The sequence below is a fragment of the Saccharopolyspora sp. NPDC002376 genome (assembly GCF_053593195.1).
In genome coordinates, this window is the sequence record NZ_JBSFBZ010000012.1 from 106,920 (window position 1) to 126,707 (window position 19,788).

At 69.2% G+C, this 19,788-nt stretch carries 20 protein-coding genes; 13 read left to right on the top strand and 7 right to left on the bottom strand.

Annotated features, from left to right (window positions below):
* Positions 1-63: 63 nt before the first annotated feature.
* From rplU to proB, 4 genes are all read left to right on the top strand, one after another.
* Positions 64-372, top strand: a complete 309-nt coding sequence (gene rplU / locus ACWCO2_RS11470; protein WP_270949341.1) for a 50S ribosomal protein L21 — start codon at positions 64-66, stop codon at positions 370-372.
* Positions 373-386: 14 nt separating this feature from the next.
* A complete protein-coding gene (rpmA, locus tag ACWCO2_RS11475) occupies positions 387-644 on the top strand; it encodes a 50S ribosomal protein L27 (RefSeq protein WP_450127636.1) in 258 nt (85 codons plus the stop codon).
* Positions 645-784: 140 nt separating this feature from the next.
* On the top strand, positions 785-2,281 hold the full coding sequence (obgE, locus tag ACWCO2_RS11480) for a GTPase ObgE (protein ID WP_450127660.1): 1,497 nt from the start codon (positions 785-787) through the stop codon (positions 2,279-2,281).
* Complete coding sequence (gene proB / locus ACWCO2_RS11485) at positions 2,278-3,399, top strand: glutamate 5-kinase (RefSeq protein ID WP_450127637.1); 1,122 nt, start codon at positions 2,278-2,280, stop codon at positions 3,397-3,399. Before obgE ends, proB begins: the two co-directional genes overlap by 4 nt.
* A 125-nt stretch (positions 3,400-3,524) precedes the next feature.
* Here the strand turns inward: proB and ACWCO2_RS11490 are convergent, their stop codons facing one another.
* Together ACWCO2_RS11490 and ACWCO2_RS11495 are read right to left on the bottom strand one after the other, a co-directional pair.
* Positions 3,525-4,802: an MFS transporter gene (locus ACWCO2_RS11490; protein WP_450127638.1), complete on the bottom strand. Its 1,278-nt coding sequence runs from the start codon at positions 4,800-4,802 to the stop codon at positions 3,525-3,527.
* A 240-nt stretch (positions 4,803-5,042) separates the two neighbouring features.
* The gene (locus ACWCO2_RS11495; protein ID WP_450127639.1) at positions 5,043-5,261 is read right to left on the bottom strand and encodes a zinc finger protein; all 219 of its coding nucleotides are present in this window, start codon (positions 5,259-5,261) and stop codon (positions 5,043-5,045) included.
* A gap of 276 nt (positions 5,262-5,537) precedes the next feature.
* On the opposite strand from ACWCO2_RS11495, the gene ACWCO2_RS11500 reads away from it, so the two are divergent.
* The 5 genes from ACWCO2_RS11500 (at position 5,538) to ACWCO2_RS11520 (ending at position 9,809) form a co-directional block, all read left to right on the top strand.
* Positions 5,538-6,389, top strand: coding sequence for a helix-turn-helix domain-containing protein (locus ACWCO2_RS11500; RefSeq protein ID WP_450127640.1), 852 nt, complete (start codon positions 5,538-5,540; stop codon positions 6,387-6,389).
* The gene (locus tag ACWCO2_RS11505) at positions 6,386-6,583 is read left to right on the top strand and encodes a DUF397 domain-containing protein (RefSeq protein ID WP_450127641.1); all 198 of its coding nucleotides are present in this window, start codon (positions 6,386-6,388) and stop codon (positions 6,581-6,583) included. Before ACWCO2_RS11500 ends, ACWCO2_RS11505 begins: the two co-directional genes overlap by 4 nt.
* Positions 6,584-6,698: 115 nt before the next feature.
* Entirely contained in the window at positions 6,699-8,330 is a 1,632-nt protein-coding gene (locus tag ACWCO2_RS11510) for a DUF885 domain-containing protein (protein WP_450127642.1), read from the top strand.
* 63 nt (positions 8,331-8,393) lie between these two features.
* On the top strand, positions 8,394-8,777 hold the full coding sequence (locus ACWCO2_RS11515; RefSeq protein ID WP_450127643.1) for a MerR family transcriptional regulator: 384 nt from the start codon (positions 8,394-8,396) through the stop codon (positions 8,775-8,777).
* A gap of 108 nt (positions 8,778-8,885) precedes the next feature.
* Complete coding sequence (locus ACWCO2_RS11520; protein WP_450127644.1) at positions 8,886-9,809, top strand: NADP-dependent oxidoreductase; 924 nt, start codon at positions 8,886-8,888, stop codon at positions 9,807-9,809.
* A gap of 15 nt (positions 9,810-9,824) precedes the next feature.
* Here ACWCO2_RS11520 and ACWCO2_RS11525 read toward each other — a convergent pair whose 3' ends face one another.
* Positions 9,825-11,945 (bottom strand): RecQ family ATP-dependent DNA helicase, encoded by a 2,121-nt coding sequence (locus ACWCO2_RS11525; RefSeq protein ID WP_450127645.1) that lies wholly within the window; start codon positions 11,943-11,945, stop codon positions 9,825-9,827.
* Between the two features lie 189 nt (positions 11,946-12,134).
* Here ACWCO2_RS11525 and ACWCO2_RS11530 point away from each other — a divergent pair, with 189 nt between their 5' ends.
* The 4 genes from ACWCO2_RS11530 (at position 12,135) to nadD (ending at position 15,984) form a co-directional block, all read left to right on the top strand.
* Positions 12,135-13,454 (top strand): glutamate-5-semialdehyde dehydrogenase, encoded by a 1,320-nt coding sequence (locus tag ACWCO2_RS11530; RefSeq protein WP_450127646.1) that lies wholly within the window; start codon positions 12,135-12,137, stop codon positions 13,452-13,454.
* A 121-nt stretch (positions 13,455-13,575) separates the two neighbouring features.
* Positions 13,576-14,781: a cytochrome P450 gene (locus ACWCO2_RS11535; RefSeq protein ID WP_450127647.1), complete on the top strand. Its 1,206-nt coding sequence runs from the start codon at positions 13,576-13,578 to the stop codon at positions 14,779-14,781.
* Between the two features lie 28 nt (positions 14,782-14,809).
* A complete protein-coding gene (locus tag ACWCO2_RS11540; protein WP_450127648.1) occupies positions 14,810-15,031 on the top strand; it encodes a ferredoxin in 222 nt (73 codons plus the stop codon).
* 344 nt (positions 15,032-15,375) lie between these two features.
* Positions 15,376-15,984 carry a nicotinate-nucleotide adenylyltransferase gene (gene nadD, locus ACWCO2_RS11545; RefSeq protein ID WP_450127649.1) on the top strand — a complete coding sequence of 203 codons (609 nt, stop codon included), beginning with the start codon at positions 15,376-15,378 and terminating at the stop codon, positions 15,982-15,984.
* Between the two features lie 72 nt (positions 15,985-16,056).
* On the opposite strand, the gene ACWCO2_RS11550 is transcribed toward nadD, so the two are convergent.
* From ACWCO2_RS11550 to ACWCO2_RS11565, 4 genes are all read right to left on the bottom strand, one after another.
* The gene (locus ACWCO2_RS11550) at positions 16,057-17,247 is read right to left on the bottom strand and encodes a tyrosine-type recombinase/integrase (protein ID WP_450127650.1); all 1,191 of its coding nucleotides are present in this window, start codon (positions 17,245-17,247) and stop codon (positions 16,057-16,059) included.
* Positions 17,248-17,430, bottom strand: coding sequence for a helix-turn-helix domain-containing protein (locus ACWCO2_RS11555; RefSeq protein ID WP_450127651.1), 183 nt, complete (start codon positions 17,428-17,430; stop codon positions 17,248-17,250).
* A gap of 2 nt (positions 17,431-17,432) precedes the next feature.
* Entirely contained in the window at positions 17,433-18,971 is a 1,539-nt protein-coding gene (locus ACWCO2_RS11560; RefSeq protein WP_450127652.1) for a replication initiator, read from the bottom strand.
* Positions 18,972-19,080: 109 nt separating this feature from the next.
* Positions 19,081-19,788, bottom strand: a 708-nt coding sequence (locus tag ACWCO2_RS11565) for a hypothetical protein (RefSeq protein WP_450127653.1), incomplete at its 5' end; no start/stop codon positions are given.

Consider the following 19,788-nt stretch of genomic DNA (forward strand, 5'->3'; position numbering starts at 1 on the left):
GTGGACGTCCGCCGCAGACCTGGTGAAAGTAGCGAGAACCGAGCAGCAGGAGACTTCCGACTCATGTACGCGATCGTCAAGACCGGCGGCAAGCAGTACAAGGTGGCTGTCGGGGACGTCGTCGAGGTCGAGAAGCTCGAGGGCGAGCTGGGCTCCGAGGTCAGTTTCCCGGCACTGATGGTCGTCGACGGTACCGACGTCACGACCGACGCCGATGCGCTGGCCAAGGTGTCGGTGACCGGCAAGCTGGTCGAGCAGACCAAGGGCCCCAAGATCCGCATCCACAAGTTCAAGAACAAGACCGGATACCACAAGCGACAGGGTCACCGTCAGAAGCTGACCCGTGTCGAGGTCACCGGCATCAACAAGTGAGGACCTGAGTAGTCATGGCACACAAGAAGGGCGCATCCAGCTCTCGGAACGGCCGCGACTCTAACCCCCAGTACCTCGGGGTGAAGCGCTACGGCGGCCAGGTCGTCAAGGCCGGTGAGATCCTGATCCGTCAGCGTGGCACCAAGTTCCACCCGGGTCTGAACGTGGGTCGCGGCAAGGACGACACCCTGTTCGCGCTGTCCGCCGGCACCGTCGAGTTCGGACGGTACCGCGGCCGCAAGGCCGTCAGCGTGAAGTCGGCCGAGGCCTGATCCGGCTCTCGGCTGCGAGCACTTCCCGACGAGGGGCGGGTCCGGCTAGTCCGGTCCGCCCCTCGTTGCTGTTTTCCCAGACCTGATTCCTGATCAGGTTCGGAGCGTTCTACCGCCGGGCGCCGCTCGGCTTGATCTTCCTGGAGGCATTCGTGTCGCGGTTCGTTGACCGCGTGACCATCCACGTCGCGGCTGGCGACGGAGGGAATGGCTGCGCCTCGGTGCACCGGGAGAAGTTCAAGCCGCTGGGCGGGCCGGACGGCGGCAACGGTGGCAAGGGCGGCGACGTGCAGCTCGTCGTCGACCCCAACGCGCACACCCTGCTGGACTTCCACTACCGGCCCAACGCGCGTGCGACCAACGGCAAGCCGGGGCAGGGCGGCATGCGCAACGGCGCCCATGGCGAGGACCTGATCCTGGCGGTCCCGGACGGCACCGTGGTGCTGACCCCGGACGGCGAGGTGCTGGCCGACCTGGTCGGCAACGGCACCACGTTCGTCGCCGCCGCCGGTGGTCGCGGTGGCCTGGGCAACGCGGCGCTGGCCTCCAAAGCGCGCAAGGCCCCGGGCTTCGCCCTGCTCGGCGAGCCGGGCGACGAGGCCGAACTGGTGCTGGAGCTCAAGTCGGTCGCCGACGTGGGCCTGGTCGGCTTCCCGTCGGCGGGCAAGTCGTCGCTGATCTCGGTGCTGTCCGCAGCGCGTCCGAAGATCGCCGACTACCCGTTCACCACGCTGGTGCCCAACCTCGGCGTGGTCACCGCGGGCGAGACCGTGTTCACCGTGGCCGACGTGCCCGGACTCATCCCGGGGGCCAGCGAGGGCCGAGGCCTGGGCCTGGACTTCCTGCGCCACATCGAGCGCTGCGCCGTCCTGGTGCACGTCGTCGACTGCGCCACCCTCGAGCCGGGCCGCGACCCGATGTCCGATGTGGACGCGCTGGAGAACGAGCTCGCCCAGTACACGCCGGCGCTGAAAGCCGAACAGGGCGGCGTCGACCTGGCCGAACGCCCGCGCATGGTCGTGCTCAACAAGATGGACGTGCCGGACGCCCGCGATCTGGCCGACCTGGTGCGCGCCGAAGTCGAGGAGCGCGGCTGGCCGGTGTTCGAGGTGTCCACCGCGTCCCGCGAGGGCCTGCGCGAGCTGAGCTTCGCGATGGCCGCCGAGGTCGTGCGCTACCGCGAGCAGCTTCCGGAGCCGGAGGCGGCGCGCGTGGTGGTGCGCCCGACCGCGGTCGACGACGGCGGGTTCACCGTCGAAGAGGACCCCGAGTTCGAGGACGCCTACGTGGTGCGCGGCGAGAAGCCCGAGCGCTGGGTGCGGCAGACTGACTTCGCCAACAACGAGGCCGTCGGCTTCCTGGCCGACCGCCTGGCCAAGCTGGGTGTCGAGGACGCGCTGGCCAAGAAGGGCGCGGAGCCCGGCAGCCAGGTGACCATCGGCAACATGACCTTCGACTGGGAGCCGACGACCCCGGCAGGCGTGGCCGGTGTGCTCGGCCGCCGCGGCACCGACCTGCGCGTGGACCAGGACGACCGGATCTCCGCCCACGAGCGCAAGGCCGCGAAGAAGGCCCGGCGCAGCTCGCTGGACGAGTTCGGCCAGTTCCGCGAGGGGGCCGGCGGGGAGGACGCGTGAGCGACGAGCTCTCGGCCACCCGGCAGGCGGTCGCGACCGCGCAGCGGGTCGTGGTGAAGGTCGGCTCTTCGTCGCTGACCACCACCGAAGGCGGCCTGGACACCGATCGGCTGGCGGCGCTGGTCGACTCGGTGGCCAAGCGCGTGGCGTCCGGCTGCCAGGTGGTGCTGGTGTCCTCGGGTGCGATCGCCGCTGGCCTCGCCCCGCTGGGATTGCGTCGCAGGCCGCGGGATCTCGCGACTCAGCAGGCTGCCGCGAGCGTCGGTCAGCAGGCCCTCGCGCACGCCTACATCGAATCCTTCTCGCGCTACCAGCTGACGGTCGGCCAGGTCCTGCTGACCGCGGAAGACGTGATGCGCCGAGGGCACTACCGCAACGCCCAGCGCACCCTGCACCGCCTGCTGGGACTCGGCGCGGTGCCGGTGGTCAACGAGAACGACACGGTGGCCACCACCGAGATCCGCTTCGGTGACAACGACCGGCTCGCCGCGCTCGTCTCGCACTTGGTCGGTGCCGACGCGCTGATCCTGCTGTCCGATGTGGACGCCCTGTACGACGGGGATCCCCGTCGCGGCGGCGCTTCGGTGATCCGGGAGGTCAACGGGGACGCGGACATGGTCGGCGTGCGTGCGGGCAGCACCGGCGCGTCCGGGCTCGGCACCGGTGGCATGGCGTCCAAAGTGGGGGCGGCCAGGGTCGCTTGCTCGTCGGGCATCCCGGTCCTGCTGACCTCGTCCGCGAACGCCGAGCGCGCGCTGGGACCTGCCGACGTCGGCACCGCCTTCGCGGCGACCGGCAGCAGGCTGTCGGCCCGCCGCTTCTGGCTCGCGCACGCGGCCGACGCGAACGGACGCCTGTGGTTGGACGACGGTGCGGTCACGGCAGTGGTGAAGAAGCGCCGCTCCCTGCTGGCCGCGGGAGTCACCGCGGTGGAGGGCGCCTTCGACGGCGGCGACGTGGTGGAACTGGTCAACCCGACGGGCGACGTGGTGGCTCGAGGAGTAGTCGCCTACGACGCCGCGGAACTCCCAGACCTCATCGGCCGTTCCAGCCACCAACTACCCACGGAACAACGCCGAGAGGTGGTCCACGCGGACGACCTCGTTCCCCTCCGCTGATTTTCCAAAAGGTGAAGGGCACCTTCGACCGTCCCGCCCGCCGCCCGACCGCCACCCTCAAGGAGGCGCTTCGCGCCGCGGTCTTGAAGGGGTCGAAGGGGCCCTTCACTCTTCGCTAGATCGAGTTAGCGGAGTTCGGTGCCCTTGGTTTCCGGGAGGGTGCGGATGACGAAGAACGCGATCGCCGCTCCGACCGCGATGTACCAGAAGAACAGCGACGACAGCTCGTAGCGGGCCAGGGTCTGGATGACCAGCGGTGCCGTGCCGCCGAAGATCGCGACGGTCAGGTTGTACCAGGCACCGATGCCCAGGCCGCGCAGTTCGGTCGGGAACAGCTCGGACATGATCGCCGGGGCGATCGAGGTCATCGCGGTGTAGAGCGCGATTCCGACGCAGAAGACCACTAGCAGGTTGCCGAAACCGGGGCGGACCAGGCTCGACAGCGGCACGATGAGGATCGCCGTGGCCCCCGACCAGATCAGCAGCTGCGGCTTGCGGCCGAAGCGGTCCGACAGCGCGCCGACCGGGTACTGCAGAGCGATGAACAACGCGGTGGCGATCGACAGCGCCAAGAACACGTCCGTCGCGCTGGCACCGCGGCTGTCCACTGCGAACGGAGTCAGCGCGCTGAAGAACGTGTAGTAGCAGAGCGTCGAGAGCATGCTGAAGCCGACGAGCTGCGCGACCGCCTTCGGGTGCCCGGTCAGCGTTATCCACAGTGGATTCTTCAGCGCCTTGGCCTTGGCCTGGTTCTCCTCGAACTGCTCGGTCTCCTCGAGCGTTCGGCGCAACCAGATGCCCGCCAGGCCGAGCACACCGCCGATCAGGAACGGGATGCGCCAGCCGAAGTCGACGAGCTGTTCCTTGGTCAGCAGCGCGGTCAGCGCGTAGCCCAGAAGCGACGCGATGAGCAGTGCGGAACCGGTCGAGATGTAGAAGAACGCTGAGTACCGACCGCGTTTGGCCGCCGGGGCGATCTCCGCGAGGTACGCCGAGGCGTTGGACACCTCACCGCCCAGCGAAAGCCCTTGACCGATGCGGGCGAGGATGAGCAGGATCGCCGCCGCCCAACCGATCGTGTCGAACGTCGGCAGCAACCCGATCACCAGCGATCCGCCGGCCATCAGCGAGATGGTCACCAGCATCGCGGTCTTGCGGCCGCGCAGGTCGGCGAACCGGCCGAGCAACCAGCCGCCCAGCGGGCGGAAGAAGAACGCCAGCGCGAAGGTGGCCAGGGTGTTGATCAGCGCGAGGTCGCCGGGGAAGAACGCACGCGCGAAGTAGACGCTGAACGCGGTGTAGACCGTCCAGTCGTACCACTCCACGGCGTTGCCGATGCTCGCTGCGACCAAAGTGCGCAAGGGGAGCCGGGATTCGCCGGTCGTCGCCGTGCCTTGGGACATCGCATCCTCCGGTGTCGTGGCAGGACGCCCGTGCCCGGAAGACATGTCGATGCGCTCCGGACCTCGAACGGGTGAACGACACAGTACGGTCTGGATCGCCCGTTCGGAAGATCCGAATTCAATCAGTGAGAAGGCCTTGTCGCCGGTGGCCGGTTTGCGTGGCGGTGCCAGCGTCGAGGGTGCGCTGAACGCCTTCGGCGTTTCAAAGATGAAGGCGTTGTCTCCGGTGACCTACGGCGGTCAGCCGGGGACTATGGGGGTTCCGGCCAGTTCGTGGGCGCCCTTGTTGCACTCCGGGCAGGTCGTCCAGAGCCAGGCCACGTCGGAGTTGTCCGCAGTGATCTGCGTGCCGCACAACGTTTCGATCTGGACGTCGTCCGGAAATCCGCCCCTCGGGCGCGGTTTCAGCGTGGCGTGCCGCTGACCTTCGCCGGGTTGCCAGCGAAACGGGTGTGGCATGTGCGATCACCGCCTGTTCCAAGTCGACCGGAGGCGACCGCCGAGAGCGGAGTGCCTCCTGGCAGCCGGAGACGGCGGTAGGACCGCGGAACCGGATTGCCGCGCGCCTCGCGCCACCGAGGATGCGGCGCTGGTCGCTGCGGCATCGGGTGGTGTCCGCATCTCGTGCTCCTGACCGCTCGTCGTCGCACGTACCATTCTGCTGGTACTGAAACGGGGGGCAATTACCTGAACAGGTAGTAGTTACCGGCGCGGAATTCTGTTTCGCTGTGTTTCATGACCCGTACCACTGGCGGTACGCCGAAGGCCCGCGCGCTCGGCGCTGAGCTGCGCGAAGCCCGCGAAGCGGTCGGTCGGAGCCTGCGTGCGCTGGCACACGAGCTCGACACCAACCACGTCAAACTGATGAGGTACGAGACCGGACGCTCCGTACCGTCACCGGAAGTGGTTGCTGCTTTCGTGACCACGCTGGGCGTTTCGGCTACTGAACGTGATCGACTCGTGGAGATGGCGCGCGACGCCGACGCACCCAACTGGCTCACCGCGGACCGGGCCGGGGTGCGCCAGGAGCTGACCGCGCTGATCGAGTTCGAGCGCACCGCTACCCGCATCACCAACGTCGCCACCGGACTGATCCCCGGCCTCCTGCAGACCTCCGACTACGCGCGGGCGGTGATGCGCGGAAAGCCGCTCGGAGAGGTCGAGAAGCTGGTGCTCATGCGCCTCGGTCGTCGCGAGGTGCTGGCCGCCCGCGATGCTCCGAAGTTGACCACGATCATCAGCGAGAATGCACTGCGCGAGCCGATCGGCGGGCACGCGGTGATGGCCGAGCAGCTCCGCAAGGTGGCCGAGCTCGGGGAGTGGTCCAACATCGACGTCCGGGTGGTGCCCAGCGGCCTCACGACCTGGCATCCCGGGCACGTCGGACCGTTCGTGGTGTTCGAATTCCCCAAGGCCCAGCCGATCGTCCACTTGGAGCACTACCGCTCGTCGGCGTTCCTCTACAACCGTGGACTCGCGCAGGAATACCTCGACGCGATCACTACCCTGCTCTCGTTCGCGATGGACGACGTCGAGTCGATCGCGTTCATCACGAAGTGTGCGAACGAGATGGAGGCTCTTGCGTGATTACGGCACAACCGGTCGGTTGGCGGAAGTCGAGCAGGTCGGCGCAGGAAACCGACTGCGTCGAGGTAGGCCGCTGCGGTGACGGTGCGGCGGTTCGCGACTCCAAGTACCGGGCGGGCGGGTACTTCACCGCTTCCGGTGCGCAGTGGCGATCCTTCGTCGCGGGAATCCGCGCAGGCCGGTTCGACGGCTGACCACCGCGGTGCCCCGCGGGGAGGGGGCACCGCTGGACCGGCGAAGATGCGAAGAAATGTGCGTTTTCCGGCCCGATCGGGCGAAATGTTGTGTCCCCGAAGGCAGACTGCCACTGTGACGACAGTGCGCGAACTCGCCGATGAAGCCCTGGAACTGCTCACCGCCGCTGATCCGCTAAACGAACTGTTCGTGGGATTGCCGGGCACCGGAGACCGCCTCAACGATCTGTCCGAAGCAGCCGAACAATCGATTCGCGACCGCGCGGTCCGCGTTCTCGACGCGGCGAGTCGGGTCGAGGCGACCGGGCAGGACCGGATCACGCTCGGCGTGCTGGTGGAGCAGACCGAATCCCTCATCACCCGGATCGACGCCAGGCTCGTCGAGCACACCGTGCACGACGGTCAGACCGCTCCGCTGGGGAAGTTGCTGGAACTGCTCGCCAGCTCGCGGCCGATCGGCGCGCAGCAGGAGCAGGACTTCCTGACCAGGCTCGCGGCGGTGCCGGAGTTCCTGGCCCAAGGCGCTGATCGCCTCCGGCTGGGGCTGTCGGCCGGTCGACTGCCGATCGCCGGCCGCGTGCGGGCCGCCGTCGACTACCTGGATGCGCACCTGGCCGCACCGGAAGCGGACCCGCTGCACCTGGTTCCGGTGAGCGCCGCAGCAGAACGGGACGAGCTGCTGGCGAAGGCGGTTCGCCCGGCCTTCGCCGCGTACCGCGAGGTCCTGCGCGCGGAAGTCCAGGAGCGCGGGCGGCCGGACGAGCGCGCGGGGCTGTGCTGGTTGCCGGACGGCGAGGCGACGTACGCGGCGTTGGCCCGGATGCACACGACGACCGGCCACACCCCGGAAGACCTGCACCGGACCGGAATCGAGCTGCTCGCGGAGCTGGCCGAGGAGTACGCGGAGATCGGCTCGCGGATCTTCGGGCCGAGCACGGCCGCCGAGGTCCAGCAGCGGATGCGCACCGAGCCTGCCCTGCGCTGGTCGGGCGGGCGGGAACTGCTGGATGCGGCCAGGACGGCGATCGAGCGGGCCGAGCGCGGTGCGCCGGAGTGGTTCGGTCGGCTGCCCGCTCAGCGCTGCCAGGTGGAACCGACCCCGGCCGACCGGGCACCGAACGCCTCCGCGGCGTACTACCTGCCCGGCCCGGTCGACGGTTCGCGGCCCGGCACCTACTACGCGAACACCCACCTGGCCGAGCAGCGCCCGCGCTTCCTCGCCGAGGCCACCGCGTTCCACGAAGCCGTGCCCGGGCACCACTTCCAGATCACCCTCGCTCAGGAACTGACCGGCGTTCCGAAGATCCGGCAGTTCGCCTGGGTCAACTCCTACATGGAGGGCTGGGGCCTGTACTCGGAGCGCTTCGCCGACGAGGCCGGCTGGTACACCGACGACGTGGCCCGCCTGGGCATGCTCGCGATGGACTCGAACCGCGCGGCGCGGTTGGTGGTCGACACCGGCCTGCACGCCTTCGGCTGGACCCGGCAACGAGCCGTGGACTACCTGCGCGAGAACACGCTGATGCCCGAGGTCGAGGTCCAGTCCGAGACCGACCGCTACCTGGAGATGCCGGGGCAGGCGCTGTCCTACATGGTCGGCAGGCTGGAGATCGAGCGGCTGCGCGATCGCGCCAGGGCGGCTCTGGGCGCGGCCTTCGACCTGCGCGCGTTCCACGACCTGGTGCTGGGCAGCGGCCCGCTGCCGATGCCGGTGCTGGACCTCGTCGTCGCGGACTGGACCGGCTAGCCGACGAACAGCGCGAAACGAGATGGCGGCTGTTGCCCGATCACGGCACGTAAGCTCGCGGACATGCGGATCGGCGAACTGTCCAAGCGCACGGGCGTGAGTCCGCGTTCGCTGCGGTACTACGAAGCGCAGGGCCTGCTGACCAGCTCGCGCTCCGACGCCGGGCAGCGCCACTATTCCGAGACCGAGGTCCAGCGCGTGTCGCTCATCCGGCAGCTGTTCGACGCGGGTATGTCCAGCCGGGTGATCGCGAGCGTGCTGCCGTGCGTGGAGACTCCCGGCGACCGGGGCGTCGTGGAGCTGGCGTTCGCGACGATGACGCGCGAGCGCGACCGGATCGACGCCGACATCGCGCACCTGATCGAGACCCGGGACGCGCTCGACGTGCTGATCAGGGCCAACAGCCGGCATCAGACCGAGCTGGCCGCGGAGCCGGTGGCGACCTGATGCTGTGACCTGCGCCTCAGTCGGTTGCCCCTGACATCGGTGTGAGCGGTGAGGATGGCCGCAGAACCCGGAAACCACCGGGTCCGGTCACCCGGGAGGCGGCAGAAGATGGGGCAGGCATGGGGTTTCGGCAGCTACGGCGGGCCCGAGGTGCAGGAGTTCTTCGATCGTCCTGATCCCGTCCCCGGCCGCGGCGAGGTGCTGATCCGGGTCGGTGTCGCCGGCGTGAATCCCCTCGATCACCTGCTGCGCTCGGGTCTGGTTCCCGGGCTCGACGGCGGACGTCCGTTCCCCCGCGTGCTGGGCATGGAGGCGGCGGGAACCGTGCTCGCCCTGGGCGAGGACGTCGACGGGCTGGAGGTGGGTGACGCGGTCTTCGGCTTCGCGCTCACCGGCGGCGGCGCCTACGCCGAGACGACGGTGCTGTCCGCACCGAACACCGCGCGCATCCCGGCGGGTCTGCCCGCGACGGTGGCGGCAACGCTGCCAGTGGCCGGGACGACCGCATTGGACGTGCTCGACCAGCTCGGTCTCCCGGCCGGTGCCACGGTCCTGGTCAACGGTGTCGGGGGCGGGGTCGGCCTCGCCGTCGCGCGGCTGGCCGCCGGGCGCGAGTTGCGCGTGATCGGCACCGGGAGCACCGCCAAGCGCGAGCACGCCGAGGCCATCGGGGTGCGGTTCATCGACTACACCGCCGGGGACGTCGTCGCCGCGGCGCGCGAGCTGGCTCCGGACGGCTTCGACGGGATCGTCGACTTGGTCGGCGGCGCCTCGCTGCGGACGGTCGCTCCGCTGGTCCGGGATCCGCGCAACGTCGTCGCCGCGGGTGATCCGTCCGTGTCCGATCTCGGCGGGCGTTTCGTCGAACGTCGCCTCGACCGCGAGAACCTGGAGCGCTCCGCCCGGCTGGCCCTCGACGGCGTCCTCGCACCCGTGATCACCGCGGTCCACCCGCTCTCCGACGCCCCGGCCGCCCTCGCCACCGTCGAGAACGGTCATGCCTCGGGCAAGGTCGTCATCGAGGTGGCTTGAGGAGCGCCCGGTCGGCTAGCTCGTGGTGGCGAGGGTGAAGGGCAGCACCGCGGGCGCACCGGCCTGCCGGAGCAGGCGGCTGACCACCGTGATGGTCCACCCGGTGTCGGCGTAGTCGTCCATCAGCAGCACCGGTCCGTCCAACGTGGACAGCGTTGCGGCGAGTTCCTCCGGCACCTTGAACTGCTGCCACAGCGAAGCGACGTGCTGCGCGCTGTTGGTGGCGCGGCGCGGTGTCGTGTTCGGGTTGGTCAGCACCTCGCCGAGCAGCGGCAGGCGGCCGATGCCCGCGATCCGCTGGGCCAGGCTGCGCACCAGCCGCGGGCGGGTCCGCGAGCCGAGGGCGACCACGCCGACCGGGCGCTGCCCCCAGTCCCACGCGGCCAGCACCTTGATCGCGGCTTGGAACAGGTCCTCCGGAAGCTCCTGGTCGGGCGTGCCGGTGGCGAGCAGTTCGCGGAGGCGGTTACCCCACCCGATGTCGGTGAGCCGACCGACAGCGCGACCGGTGCCCGCCTGCTCGTCGGCGGGCAGCTTGCCGGACAGGGAAACGCCCAGGGCGTCCATGCCGCTGGGCCACATCTTGCGCGGCGTGACCTCGACGCCCGGCCTGCGCAGCCGCTCCTCAGCCTGCTGAACGGCCTGGTCGTCGACGTCGCCGGAGTAGCCGGAGCCGGTGCAGTTGTCGCAGCGCCCGCACGGTTCGGCGTGCGCGTCGTCGAGCTGTCGGCGCAGGAACTCCATGCGGCACGAGGACGTGCTGAGGTAGTCGATCATCGCCTGCTGCTCGGACTTCCGCTCAGCCGCGATGCGCTGGTAGCGCTCGGCGTCGTAGTGCCAGGGCTCGCCGGTGCTCTCCCAGCCGCCCTTGACCCGCTGCACCGCGCCGTCGACGTCGAGGACCTTGAGCACCATCTCCAGCCGGCTGCGGCCGAGCTCCACGTGCGGTTCCAGCGCGGCCGTCGACAGCTTTCCGTGCTGCGCCAACGCATCGAGCACCGCGCGCACGGTCGGTTCCGGTGGGAACGCCAGCGACGCGAAGTAGCTCCAGATCTCGCGGTCCTCCGGGCCGGGCAGCAGCAGGACCTCGGCGCGCTGCACACCGCGACCGGCGCGGCCGATCTGCTGGTAGTAGGCGATGGGGGAGGACGGCGCCCCGAGGTGGACGACGAAACCGAGGTCGGGCTTGTCGAAACCCATGCCCAGCGCGGAGGTCGCCACCAGCGCCTTGACCTTGTTGTTCAACAGGTCGGATTCCGCCTGCTGCCGCTCGGCGGTGTCGGTGCGGCCCGAGTAGGAGGCGACCTCGTAGCCCTGGTCGCGCAGGTAGGCCGAGATCTCCTCGGTGGCGGCCACGGTCAGCGTGTAGATGATGCCGGAGCCCGGCAGCTCCTTGAGGTGGCTGGCCAACCAGCCCAGCCGGGCCTCGGCGGTGGGCAGCTGCACGACGCCCAGCCGCAGGCTCTCGCGGTCCAGGGTGCCGCGCAGCACCAGCGTTTCCTGCGGGTCGGTGTACTCGCCACCGACGCCGAGCTGGTCGGAGACGTCCTGCACGACACGATCGTTGGCGGTGGCCGTGGTGGCCAGCACCGGCACGCCCTCCGGCAGCTCGGTCAGCAGGGTGCGCAGCCGCCGGTAGTCCGGGCGGAAGTCGTGGCCCCAGTCGGAGATGCAGTGCGCTTCGTCGACCACGAGCAGCCCGGCGTTCTGGGTGAGCTCGGGCAAGATCGTGTCCCGGAAGTCGGGGTTGTTCAGCCGTTCCGGGCTGACCAGCAGCACGTCCACCTCACCCGAGGCGACCTGCTCCTCGATCTCGGCCCACTCCTCGGGGTTGGCCGAGTTGATCGTCGCGGCGTGCACGTCGGCGGCGGCTGCGGCCTCGACCTGGTTGCGCATCAGCGCCAGCAGCGGCGAGACGATGACGGTCGGGCCTTCGCCGAGCTCGCGCAGCAGCGCGGTGGCGATGAAGTACACGGCCGACTTGCCCCAACCGGTGCGCTGCACGACCAGCGCGCGGCGGCGCTCCAGGACCAGGGCGCGGATCGCGCTCCACTGGTCCTCGCGCAGTGTCGCCTCGGGTCCAGCGAGTGCGCGGAGTCGTTCGTCGGCGAGTTCGCGAAGCGCCTGTTCATCCACGCCCCGATTCCTACCGGACGGCTCCGACGTGCGTCGTCCGGGGGCTGGGACGCGCCGAAATCCGGTGTCTGACCTTGATCCTTTTGTCTTTGAAACGCCGGAGGCGTTTAGCCCACCCTCGGCGCTTGCGCCGCTACGCAGAAAGAGTTCGCCAGAAATGCTCTTGGGCGAACGGATTAGTCTGGGTGCGTGACCACCACTACAGCCAAGGCGTCCGGTGAGCAGTTGAAGGACCAGGTCCACGACGCTGCTCGGCGGGCGAAGCGGGCGGCCGCCGAACTCGCGCAGGCCACCCGGAGCACCAAGGACGAGCTGCTGCACGCGATGGCCGACGCGTTGGTGAAGCGCGCACCGGAGATCCTCGCCGCCAACGAGCGCGACGTCGCCAACGGCCGCGAGTCCGGTATGCCGGAGGGCCTGATCGACCGGCTGAGCCTGAGCGCTGAGCGCATCGAGGCGATGGCCGACGGCCTGCGCACGGTTGCCGGGCTGCCGGACCCGGTGGGCGAGGTCGTGCGCGGCAACGTGCTGCCCAATGGTTTGCAGTTGCAGCAGGTCCGGGTGCCGCTGGGCGTGGTCGGGATCGTCTACGAGGGGCGTCCGAACGTCACGGTGGACGCTGCTGGGCTCACGCTCAAGGCGGGCAACGCCGTGCTGCTGCGCGGTTCGTCCTCGGCCGAGAACTCCAACACCGCGCTGGTCGAGATCCTCTCCGACGTGGTCGTCGAGCACGATCTGCCGGCGGATTCGGTGCAGCTGCTGCCGTGCCACGACCGGGCTTCGGTGCAGCACCTGATCACCGCGCGCGGTCTGGTGGACGTGGTGATCCCGCGCGGCGGTGCCGGGCTGATCTCGGCGGTGGTGCAGAACGCGACGGTCCCCGCGATCGAGACCGGGGTGGGCAACTGCCACGTCTACGTGGACGCCAACGCCGACATCGACACCGCGCTGCGCATCGTGCTCAACTCCAAGGCGCGGCGCCCCAGCGTGTGCAATGCGGCGGAGACGCTCCTGGTGCACGAGGCCATCGCGGCTGAGTTCCTGCCGCGCGCGCTCGCCGAGCTCAACGGCGCCGGCGTGACCGTGCACGGTGACGAGCGGGTGGTGGCCGTCGGCGGCCCGAACGTGGTGGCCGCGACCGACGAGGACTGGGACACCGAGTTCCTGTCCCTGGACATCGCCGCGGCCGTGGTCGACTCGCTGCCGACCGCGGTCGAGCACATCCGCGAACACGGCTCCGGGCACACCGAGGCCATCGTGACCAGCGACGTCCGCGCGGCGCGGCAGTTCACCGTGCAGGTCGACGCGGCGGCGGTGATGGTCAACGCCTCCACCGCGTTCACCGACGGCGGTGAGTTCGGGATGGGCGCGGAGATCGGCATCTCCACGCAGAAGCTGCACGCCCGCGGCCCGATGGGGCTGCCGGAGCTGACCTCGACGAAGTGGCTGGCCTTCGGCGACGGGCACGTGCGGCCGGGCAGCGCCCCGGCGAACCAGAGCTCCGTCTGAGCTGACCGAGGGCCCGCGCCGCGACCACGGCGCGGGCCCCGCTTCGGTTCCGAGCACCCCGGTGGCTGCGTACGGTGAATTCGTAAGCATCGCTTGCTAACGAGTCCACCGGGAGCTGTGCATGCCCACCACGGAACCGCGGACCTATCCGTTCAGCCAGATCGACGAGCTGAATCTCGATCCCCTCTACGCCCAACTGCGCGAGCAGGAACCGCTCAGCCGGATTCAGCTGCCCTACGGCGACACCGCGTGGCTGGCGACCCGCTACGAAGACGCCAAGACGGTGCTGGGCGACCCGCGGTTCAGCCGAGCCGCGGTGCTGCACCACGACGTGCCGAGGATGCGGCCGAACGCCCCGTCCGGCGGGCTGCTGACCATGGATCCGCCCGAGCACACGCGTCTGCGCAAGCTCGTCGCGAAGGCCTTCACCGCACGCCGCGTGGAACAGCTGCGTCCGCGCGCCGAAGAGATCGCCAACGGCTTGGTCGACGGGATGCTCGAGCGCGGTGCCCCGGCCGACCTGGTCGAGGACTTCGCGCTGCCGCTGCCGATCACCGTCATCTGCGAGCTGCTCGGCGTGCCCTATGCGGACCGCTTGGACTTCCGGGTGTGGTCGGACGCGTTCCTGTCCACCACCAAGCTCAGCCCGGAGCAGGTCACCGACTACATCGACCGAATGCTGGGCTACATGGCCGGGCTGGTCGCCGAACGCCGCGCGGAACCGGCCGATGACCTGCTCAGCGCGCTGATCGCGGCCCGCGACGAGCAGGACAAGCTGTCGGAGGAGGAACTGGTCCGGTTGGCGGCCGGGATCCTGGTGGCCGGGCACGAGACCACCGCCACGCAGATCCCCAACTTCGTCTACGTCCTGCTGACCCATCCAGAGCAGCTGGCCGAACTCCGTGCGGACCTCGACGGCATCCCGCAGGCGGTCGAGGAGCTGATGCGCTTCGTGCCGCTGGGCAGCGGTGCCGGATTCCCCAGGTACGCCACCGAGGACGTCGAACTGGGCGGGGTGCTCGTGCGCGCGGGCGAGCCGGTCATGGTCAGCGCCGGTGCCGCCAACCGCGACGAGTTGGTGTTCAGCGATCCCGAACTGCTCGACCTGACCCGCCAGGAGGCCTCGCACATCGGCTTCGGCCACGGCCCGCACCACTGCCTCGGAGCCCAGCTCGCACGGATGGAACTGCAGGTCGCGCTGCGCACGCTCCTGACTCGAGTGCCGGAGCTGAACTTCGCGACGTCCGCTGATGACGTCGAGTGGAAGAGCGGCATGCTCGTCCGAGGCCCCCAGAAGATGCTCCTGACGTGGCAAGGTGACGAGTGATCTCACTCATATCCGAAAGAGGTGGCGAATGAGCTGGTCGATCGAGATCGACGCGAATACCTGCATCGGCAGCGGCATGTGCGCCGGGGTCGCTCCGGATCACTTCGAGCTGGTGGACGGCTACTCGTCCGCGAAGAAGTCGCAGGTGGAGCCGGCTGACGAGGTGGTCGACGCCGCCGAGTCGTGCCCGGTCGAGGCGATCCTGGTCAAGGACGTCGAAACGGGCCAGATGGTTGCCCCGGAAGAGTGACGCAGGACACATTTGACGTCGCGTCATAGCCCTCCGATCACGGGGTCACACCGGTGCGCGCCTGAAATACGGCAGCGCCCGCGATCCGAGGTGGGCCCCCAGCCGCCGAAGGTCGCGCAGGGTTGCGGCGCCCGGCTCAGGGGGGAGCTTGGGTCGGGCTCCGCAGTCGGCGGGGCCGTGCGGCCTGGCCTGGGAGGAGGGAGCCCCAGGCCGGACCACACGGTTGATGAGGGACGTGGGGCCCGGCCTAATTGAGGGGCTAGGCCGGGCTTCACGGTGCGGTGCGACACGTCACGCCGCCCCAGCGAGCGTTGCGGGGAGGTGTCTTTCTAGGCTTGGCAGTTATGTCTCGTCGCCGGATCGGGGTCATGGGTGGCACCTTCGATCCCATTCACCACGGTCACCTGGTGGCCGCCAGTGAGGTCCAGGCCCAGTTCGGCCTGGAGCAGGTGGTCTTCGTGCCGACCGGGCAGCCGTGGCAGAAGAGCCACGAAGTGGTCAGCCCGGCCGAGGACCGCTACCTGATGACGGTCATAGCCACCGCGTCCAACCCGCGATTCCTGGTCAGCCGGGTCGACATCGACCGCGCCGGCCCGACCTACACCGCGGACACCCTCACCGACCTGCACGCCGAGTACCCGGATGCGGACCTGTACTTCATCACCGGCGCCGACGCGCTGGAGCAGATCCTGTCCTGGCACCGGGTCGACGAGATGTTCAAGCTGGCGCACTTCATCGGCGTGACGCGACCGGGCTACTCGCTCAACGGCGCGCACCTGCCGGCCGGCGCGGTGTCCCTGGTGGAGATCCCGGCGATGGCGATCTCGTCCACCGGCTGCCGCGATCGCGTCCGAGCCGGGCTGCCGGTCTGGTACCTGGTCCCGGACGGGATCGTCCAGTACATCTCCAAACGAGGCCTCTACCGCGAACTCACCCCGGAGTGGGGTCCGTAGCAGGGAAAACGCCCCAACGCGAACGGGGCCAGGTCGCGCCGGTACAAATCCGGTACAACCTGGCCCCGTCGGCTAGCCGATCCGCGGCACGGTGCCGAGCGCTGCATCCACGAGCGTTCGCGTCCGATCGACGGCGTCTGGCCACTCGTGTGTGTAGACGTTCAGCGTGATCGTCGGCGAGCTGTGCCCGAGCGCCAACTGAACCGTCTTCACCGACGCCCCTGAGTGGATCAGCAGCGTCGCGAAGTAGTGCCGGAGCCCGTGCAGCCCGAGGCCACCTGGGAGCCCGGCCCGCTTCACCGCCGATCGCATCACCGGGGACCAATTCGAACGCGTGACCGGCAGACCCGTCGTCGTGGTGAAAAGCAGCCGGGCGGGACGCCGGATCGGGTTCCGCGGGTCTGTCATGTCGTTGATCACCGTCACCTGTGGTGGGAATTCATCCACGTGGCGCTTGAGCGCGGCGGCCGTCACCTCGGGAAGCTCGACCGTTCGCCTACTGGTTCTGGTCTTCAGCTTCGCCAGCTGTGGAGGCTGCCCCGAGAGCTGTTTGAGCTGCTGCACGACATCGATCTCTCGGTTCTCGAAGTCCACATGCTCCAGCTCCAGGCCGAAGATCTCGCTCGGACGGAGCCCGCAGCCAGCCGCGGTGTACGGCACGGCCCGGTAGCGCTCGAACAGCTCCTCGGCCACCGCATGCACCTGCTCCGGGGTCGGGATGAAGCGGTCGCCGTGCTCGATGTCGGGGAGTCGAACCTTAACGCATGGGGTCGAGCCGATCACCTTGTCAGCCACAGCGGCCCGGCACATGCTTGCGATGTAGCTGTAGTGCAAGTGCACTGTGGACGGAGCCAGCACCCCCGAGCGCTCCTTCACCCAGCTGCGCAGATGGCTCGGCCGGAGATCTGCCATCGGTCGGGATCCGAGAATCGGGTTGATGTGAAGCCGGAACGCACGTTTGACCAGATCCGCAGTTGAGTCCCGGTGGAGCTGCTCTTTTCGCCACTCCTCTGAGTACTCGGCAACCGTGATCTTCCCCGCATTCGGGTCGACGTACGCGCCGCGCGAGATGTCGGCGTGGACGTTCGCGTCGTGGCGCTCGGCCTGCGCCTTCTTGTCGAACAGCGCGGTCTGCGTCCGGCCCGACTGCGGATCAACCCACCGGACACGCCACCGCTTCCCACGCCCGTGTCGTTGAGAAGGCAGCCGCTCACCAGTCTGCGGATCACGTTTCCGCAGGTACCAAAGGTCATCGACTGGCATTCAGATCACCTCCCCGGGCTGGGCGTCGAACCAGGATTCAACGTCGTCGGGCTTGTAGCGGACGTGTTTGCCGACGCGGCGGCCGGGCGGGCCTCCTCCGCGGCTGCGCCATTGGTAGACGGTGCCGACGGGGACGCCGAGGTAGTCGGCGACTTGTTGGGGTCCCCAGAGGTTGCGGATCATGGCTAGTCCTTTCGTTCGGTGTCGTACTTGTGCTTGCGCATGTCGCGTTGGCGTTGGGCGATGGCTGCGGCGAGTTCGCGTTCTTCGGGGGTGCGGTGTCCGACGCTGGTCATGGCCCAGTCGTTGACGACGGTGATTGAGTTCTCGTCGGTGATGCCGAGTTCGGCGAGGGTGTGTTCGTGCTGGTAGCGGCGTCGGTCGTCCCGGATCTGCCGGAATGGCACGGAGTAGGCCTGGGACTTGGTGAGGAAGTGGCCGCGGAAGGCGAGCATGTGTGCCCAGTGCCGGAGCTTGAGTGCGTCGATCGGGTCGGGCTTGTCGCCGAGTTCGGGGTGGAGCCGGTGGCGGCGTGTGGTGCGGGTGACCTCGCCGCCGTTGTTGCAGGTGGTGCAGTAGTTGGCGTGGGTGCGTTGCTGGCAGCCGCAGCTCTCGGGCTGGTGGGGGCCGTTGGGGTGGCAGTCCGGGCACGGCACGAGTTCGGGCAGGTCCCAGGCGGTTTGGATGATCCGCCGGTGGTGGGCGGTGATCTTGAGCCGGTCGATGTCGGCCTGGGAGCGGATGCGTCGGTCGGCGGCTTCGCTGGTGCTGGTGCCCTTGGTGGCGTACTTGGCGACGTAGGAGGCCAGCCGGTCATCGGTGATCACTCCGTGGTCGTCTTCGACCTCGCCTGCGTTGACCGGGCGGATGGGGCGGACGTCGAGCTGGTCACCGAAGGCGAGTTCCCAGGTGCGGCCGTCAACGTCGGGGGAGGTGATCGCGACGTTGGCGTGCGCGGTGCGGACCGCTTCGGCCAGTACCTCGGGGGTGCCCCAGCGCGGGGTGGGATCGCCAGGTCCGTCTGGGCCGTCGAGCCGGATGACGGCGTGGAAGTGGATGAGGCCGCGGCGTTGGAATTCGGCGACCTTGGCGAACGAGAGCCGGGCGTGGTCGGCGAAGTCGGCTTGCCGGAGCCCGGCGGCCTGGGCGAGGTGGCGTTTGAGGTAGGTGGTGAAGCGGTGCCACAGTGCCCCGGCGTGGGCCTGCCACAGCACGTGCCCCACGTAGTCGTAGGTGTCGGGGTCGAGCGGTTGGCCGAGGCGGGGGTCGTCGGGGTGGTGGAATTCGCCGCACCGGCACGGGATTGCCTTGCCGCGGGGTGCGCGGCGGTTGTGCACCGGCCCGAACGAGGGGGCGGTGAGGGTGACGAACAGCCGGGGCTTGTCCGCGACGCTGGCGGGGATGCCCTTGGTGTCTCCAGTCAGGCCCGCTTTCAGGAGGTGGAAGGCGTCGGCGGCGTAGCGGTCGGAGCAGGCGACGCAGACGGATTCGCGGCGGTTGCCGCAGGGGACCAGGACGTGGCCGGTGCGGTCGGCGATCACCTCGCCGGTACCGGCGTCCTGGACGGCCCACGAGCCGGAGAGCCGGATCGGCTGGGTGCAGCCACCGGTAGCGGTAACCGCGGTGCGCCACTGGCGGAAGCCAGCGGAGCGGGCGCGGCGCTGCATCCCGTCGGCGGTGATGCGTGCGTAGGTGTCGTGGTCGAGTAGAGGAACAGCAGGCACGGTGTCCACCTCCTGACATGAGAAAAGGCGGGACACCGCCGAACCAGGCCCGGTGGTGTCCCGCCGAGCTGGTACGGATCTGCGGTATTCAGTTGTGGTGCAACGGTTTTCAGGACACGGCGTGGCCGTTGGTGGTGTAGCTGGCAGCAACCTGGGTTGCCATGTCGCCGGGGAGTTTCACGACCTTCTGCACGTCGGCCGCGGTGAACTCCCGGCCCTCGCTGAGCGCTCGAGCGTGGGCGTTGTCGATCGCCTGGATCATCTGCGGGGGCAGCTTCGGCCCTTGCTTAACGGCCTTGACCACCGTGGTCGGTTCTGGTGCGGCCGGTGGCGTCGGTTCCGGGGTCGGCTTCGGCGTCGGTTCGGGTGCCGGTGCTGCGGGTACGGGTTCGGGCTCGGGTGCTGGTTTTGCCGGTTCGGGGGCGGGTTGGTGCCGGTCGGCTTCGGCGTAGCCGTTCATGACGGCTTGTCGAGCGCGGGCTTGGATGACGGGGATGACTTCGGCCAGCGCGTAGACGATCACCGGGATGATCGCGTGCACGAGCGCGGAGCCGGGGTTGAAGCCCGCCCAGTCGGTGAACAGCGGCATGAGCTGGGGGATGACGTTCATGAACAACGTCGAGGCCAGCAGCACGTGCTTGAGCCGGGTCCACCAGGCGTGATCGGGTTCGACGCCGTAGGACAGGATCACCGCTTCGAAGTTGAGCAGCACGATCAGCAGCCCGGCGAACATCGGCTCGACCGTCCACGCGGCCCACCACAGCGGATCGGCTGGGGTGGTGCCCCCGGCCAGGAAGCGCTGAACGCCCGCGGTGGT

What these genes read in the sequence shown, in the direction of transcription:
- ACWCO2_RS11555 (WP_450127651.1), bottom strand. Translation starts at nt 17,430, where the DNA reads ATGATCCGCAACCTCTGGGGACCCCAACAAGTCGCCGACTACCTCGGC.
- ACWCO2_RS11490 (WP_450127638.1), bottom strand. Translation starts at nt 4,802, where the DNA reads ATGTCCCAAGGCACGGCGACGACCGGCGAATCCCGGCTCCCCTTGCGC.
- ACWCO2_RS11535 (WP_450127647.1), top strand. Translation starts at nt 13,576, where the DNA reads ATGCCCACCACGGAACCGCGGACCTATCCGTTCAGCCAGATCGACGAG.
- rpmA (WP_450127636.1), top strand. Translation starts at nt 387, where the DNA reads ATGGCACACAAGAAGGGCGCATCCAGCTCTCGGAACGGCCGCGACTCT.
- ACWCO2_RS11520 (WP_450127644.1), top strand. Translation starts at nt 8,886, where the DNA reads ATGGGGCAGGCATGGGGTTTCGGCAGCTACGGCGGGCCCGAGGTGCAG.
- rplU (WP_270949341.1), top strand. Translation starts at nt 64, where the DNA reads ATGTACGCGATCGTCAAGACCGGCGGCAAGCAGTACAAGGTGGCTGTC.
- nadD (WP_450127649.1), top strand. Translation starts at nt 15,376, where the DNA reads ATGTCTCGTCGCCGGATCGGGGTCATGGGTGGCACCTTCGATCCCATT.
- ACWCO2_RS11495 (WP_450127639.1), bottom strand. Translation starts at nt 5,261, where the DNA reads ATGCCACACCCGTTTCGCTGGCAACCCGGCGAAGGTCAGCGGCACGCC.
- ACWCO2_RS11540 (WP_450127648.1), top strand. Translation starts at nt 14,810, where the DNA reads ATGAGCTGGTCGATCGAGATCGACGCGAATACCTGCATCGGCAGCGGC.
- ACWCO2_RS11515 (WP_450127643.1), top strand. Translation starts at nt 8,394, where the DNA reads ATGCGGATCGGCGAACTGTCCAAGCGCACGGGCGTGAGTCCGCGTTCG.
- ACWCO2_RS11550 (WP_450127650.1), bottom strand. Translation starts at nt 17,247, where the DNA reads ATGCCAGTCGATGACCTTTGGTACCTGCGGAAACGTGATCCGCAGACT.
- ACWCO2_RS11500 (WP_450127640.1), top strand. Translation starts at nt 5,538, where the DNA reads ATGACCCGTACCACTGGCGGTACGCCGAAGGCCCGCGCGCTCGGCGCT.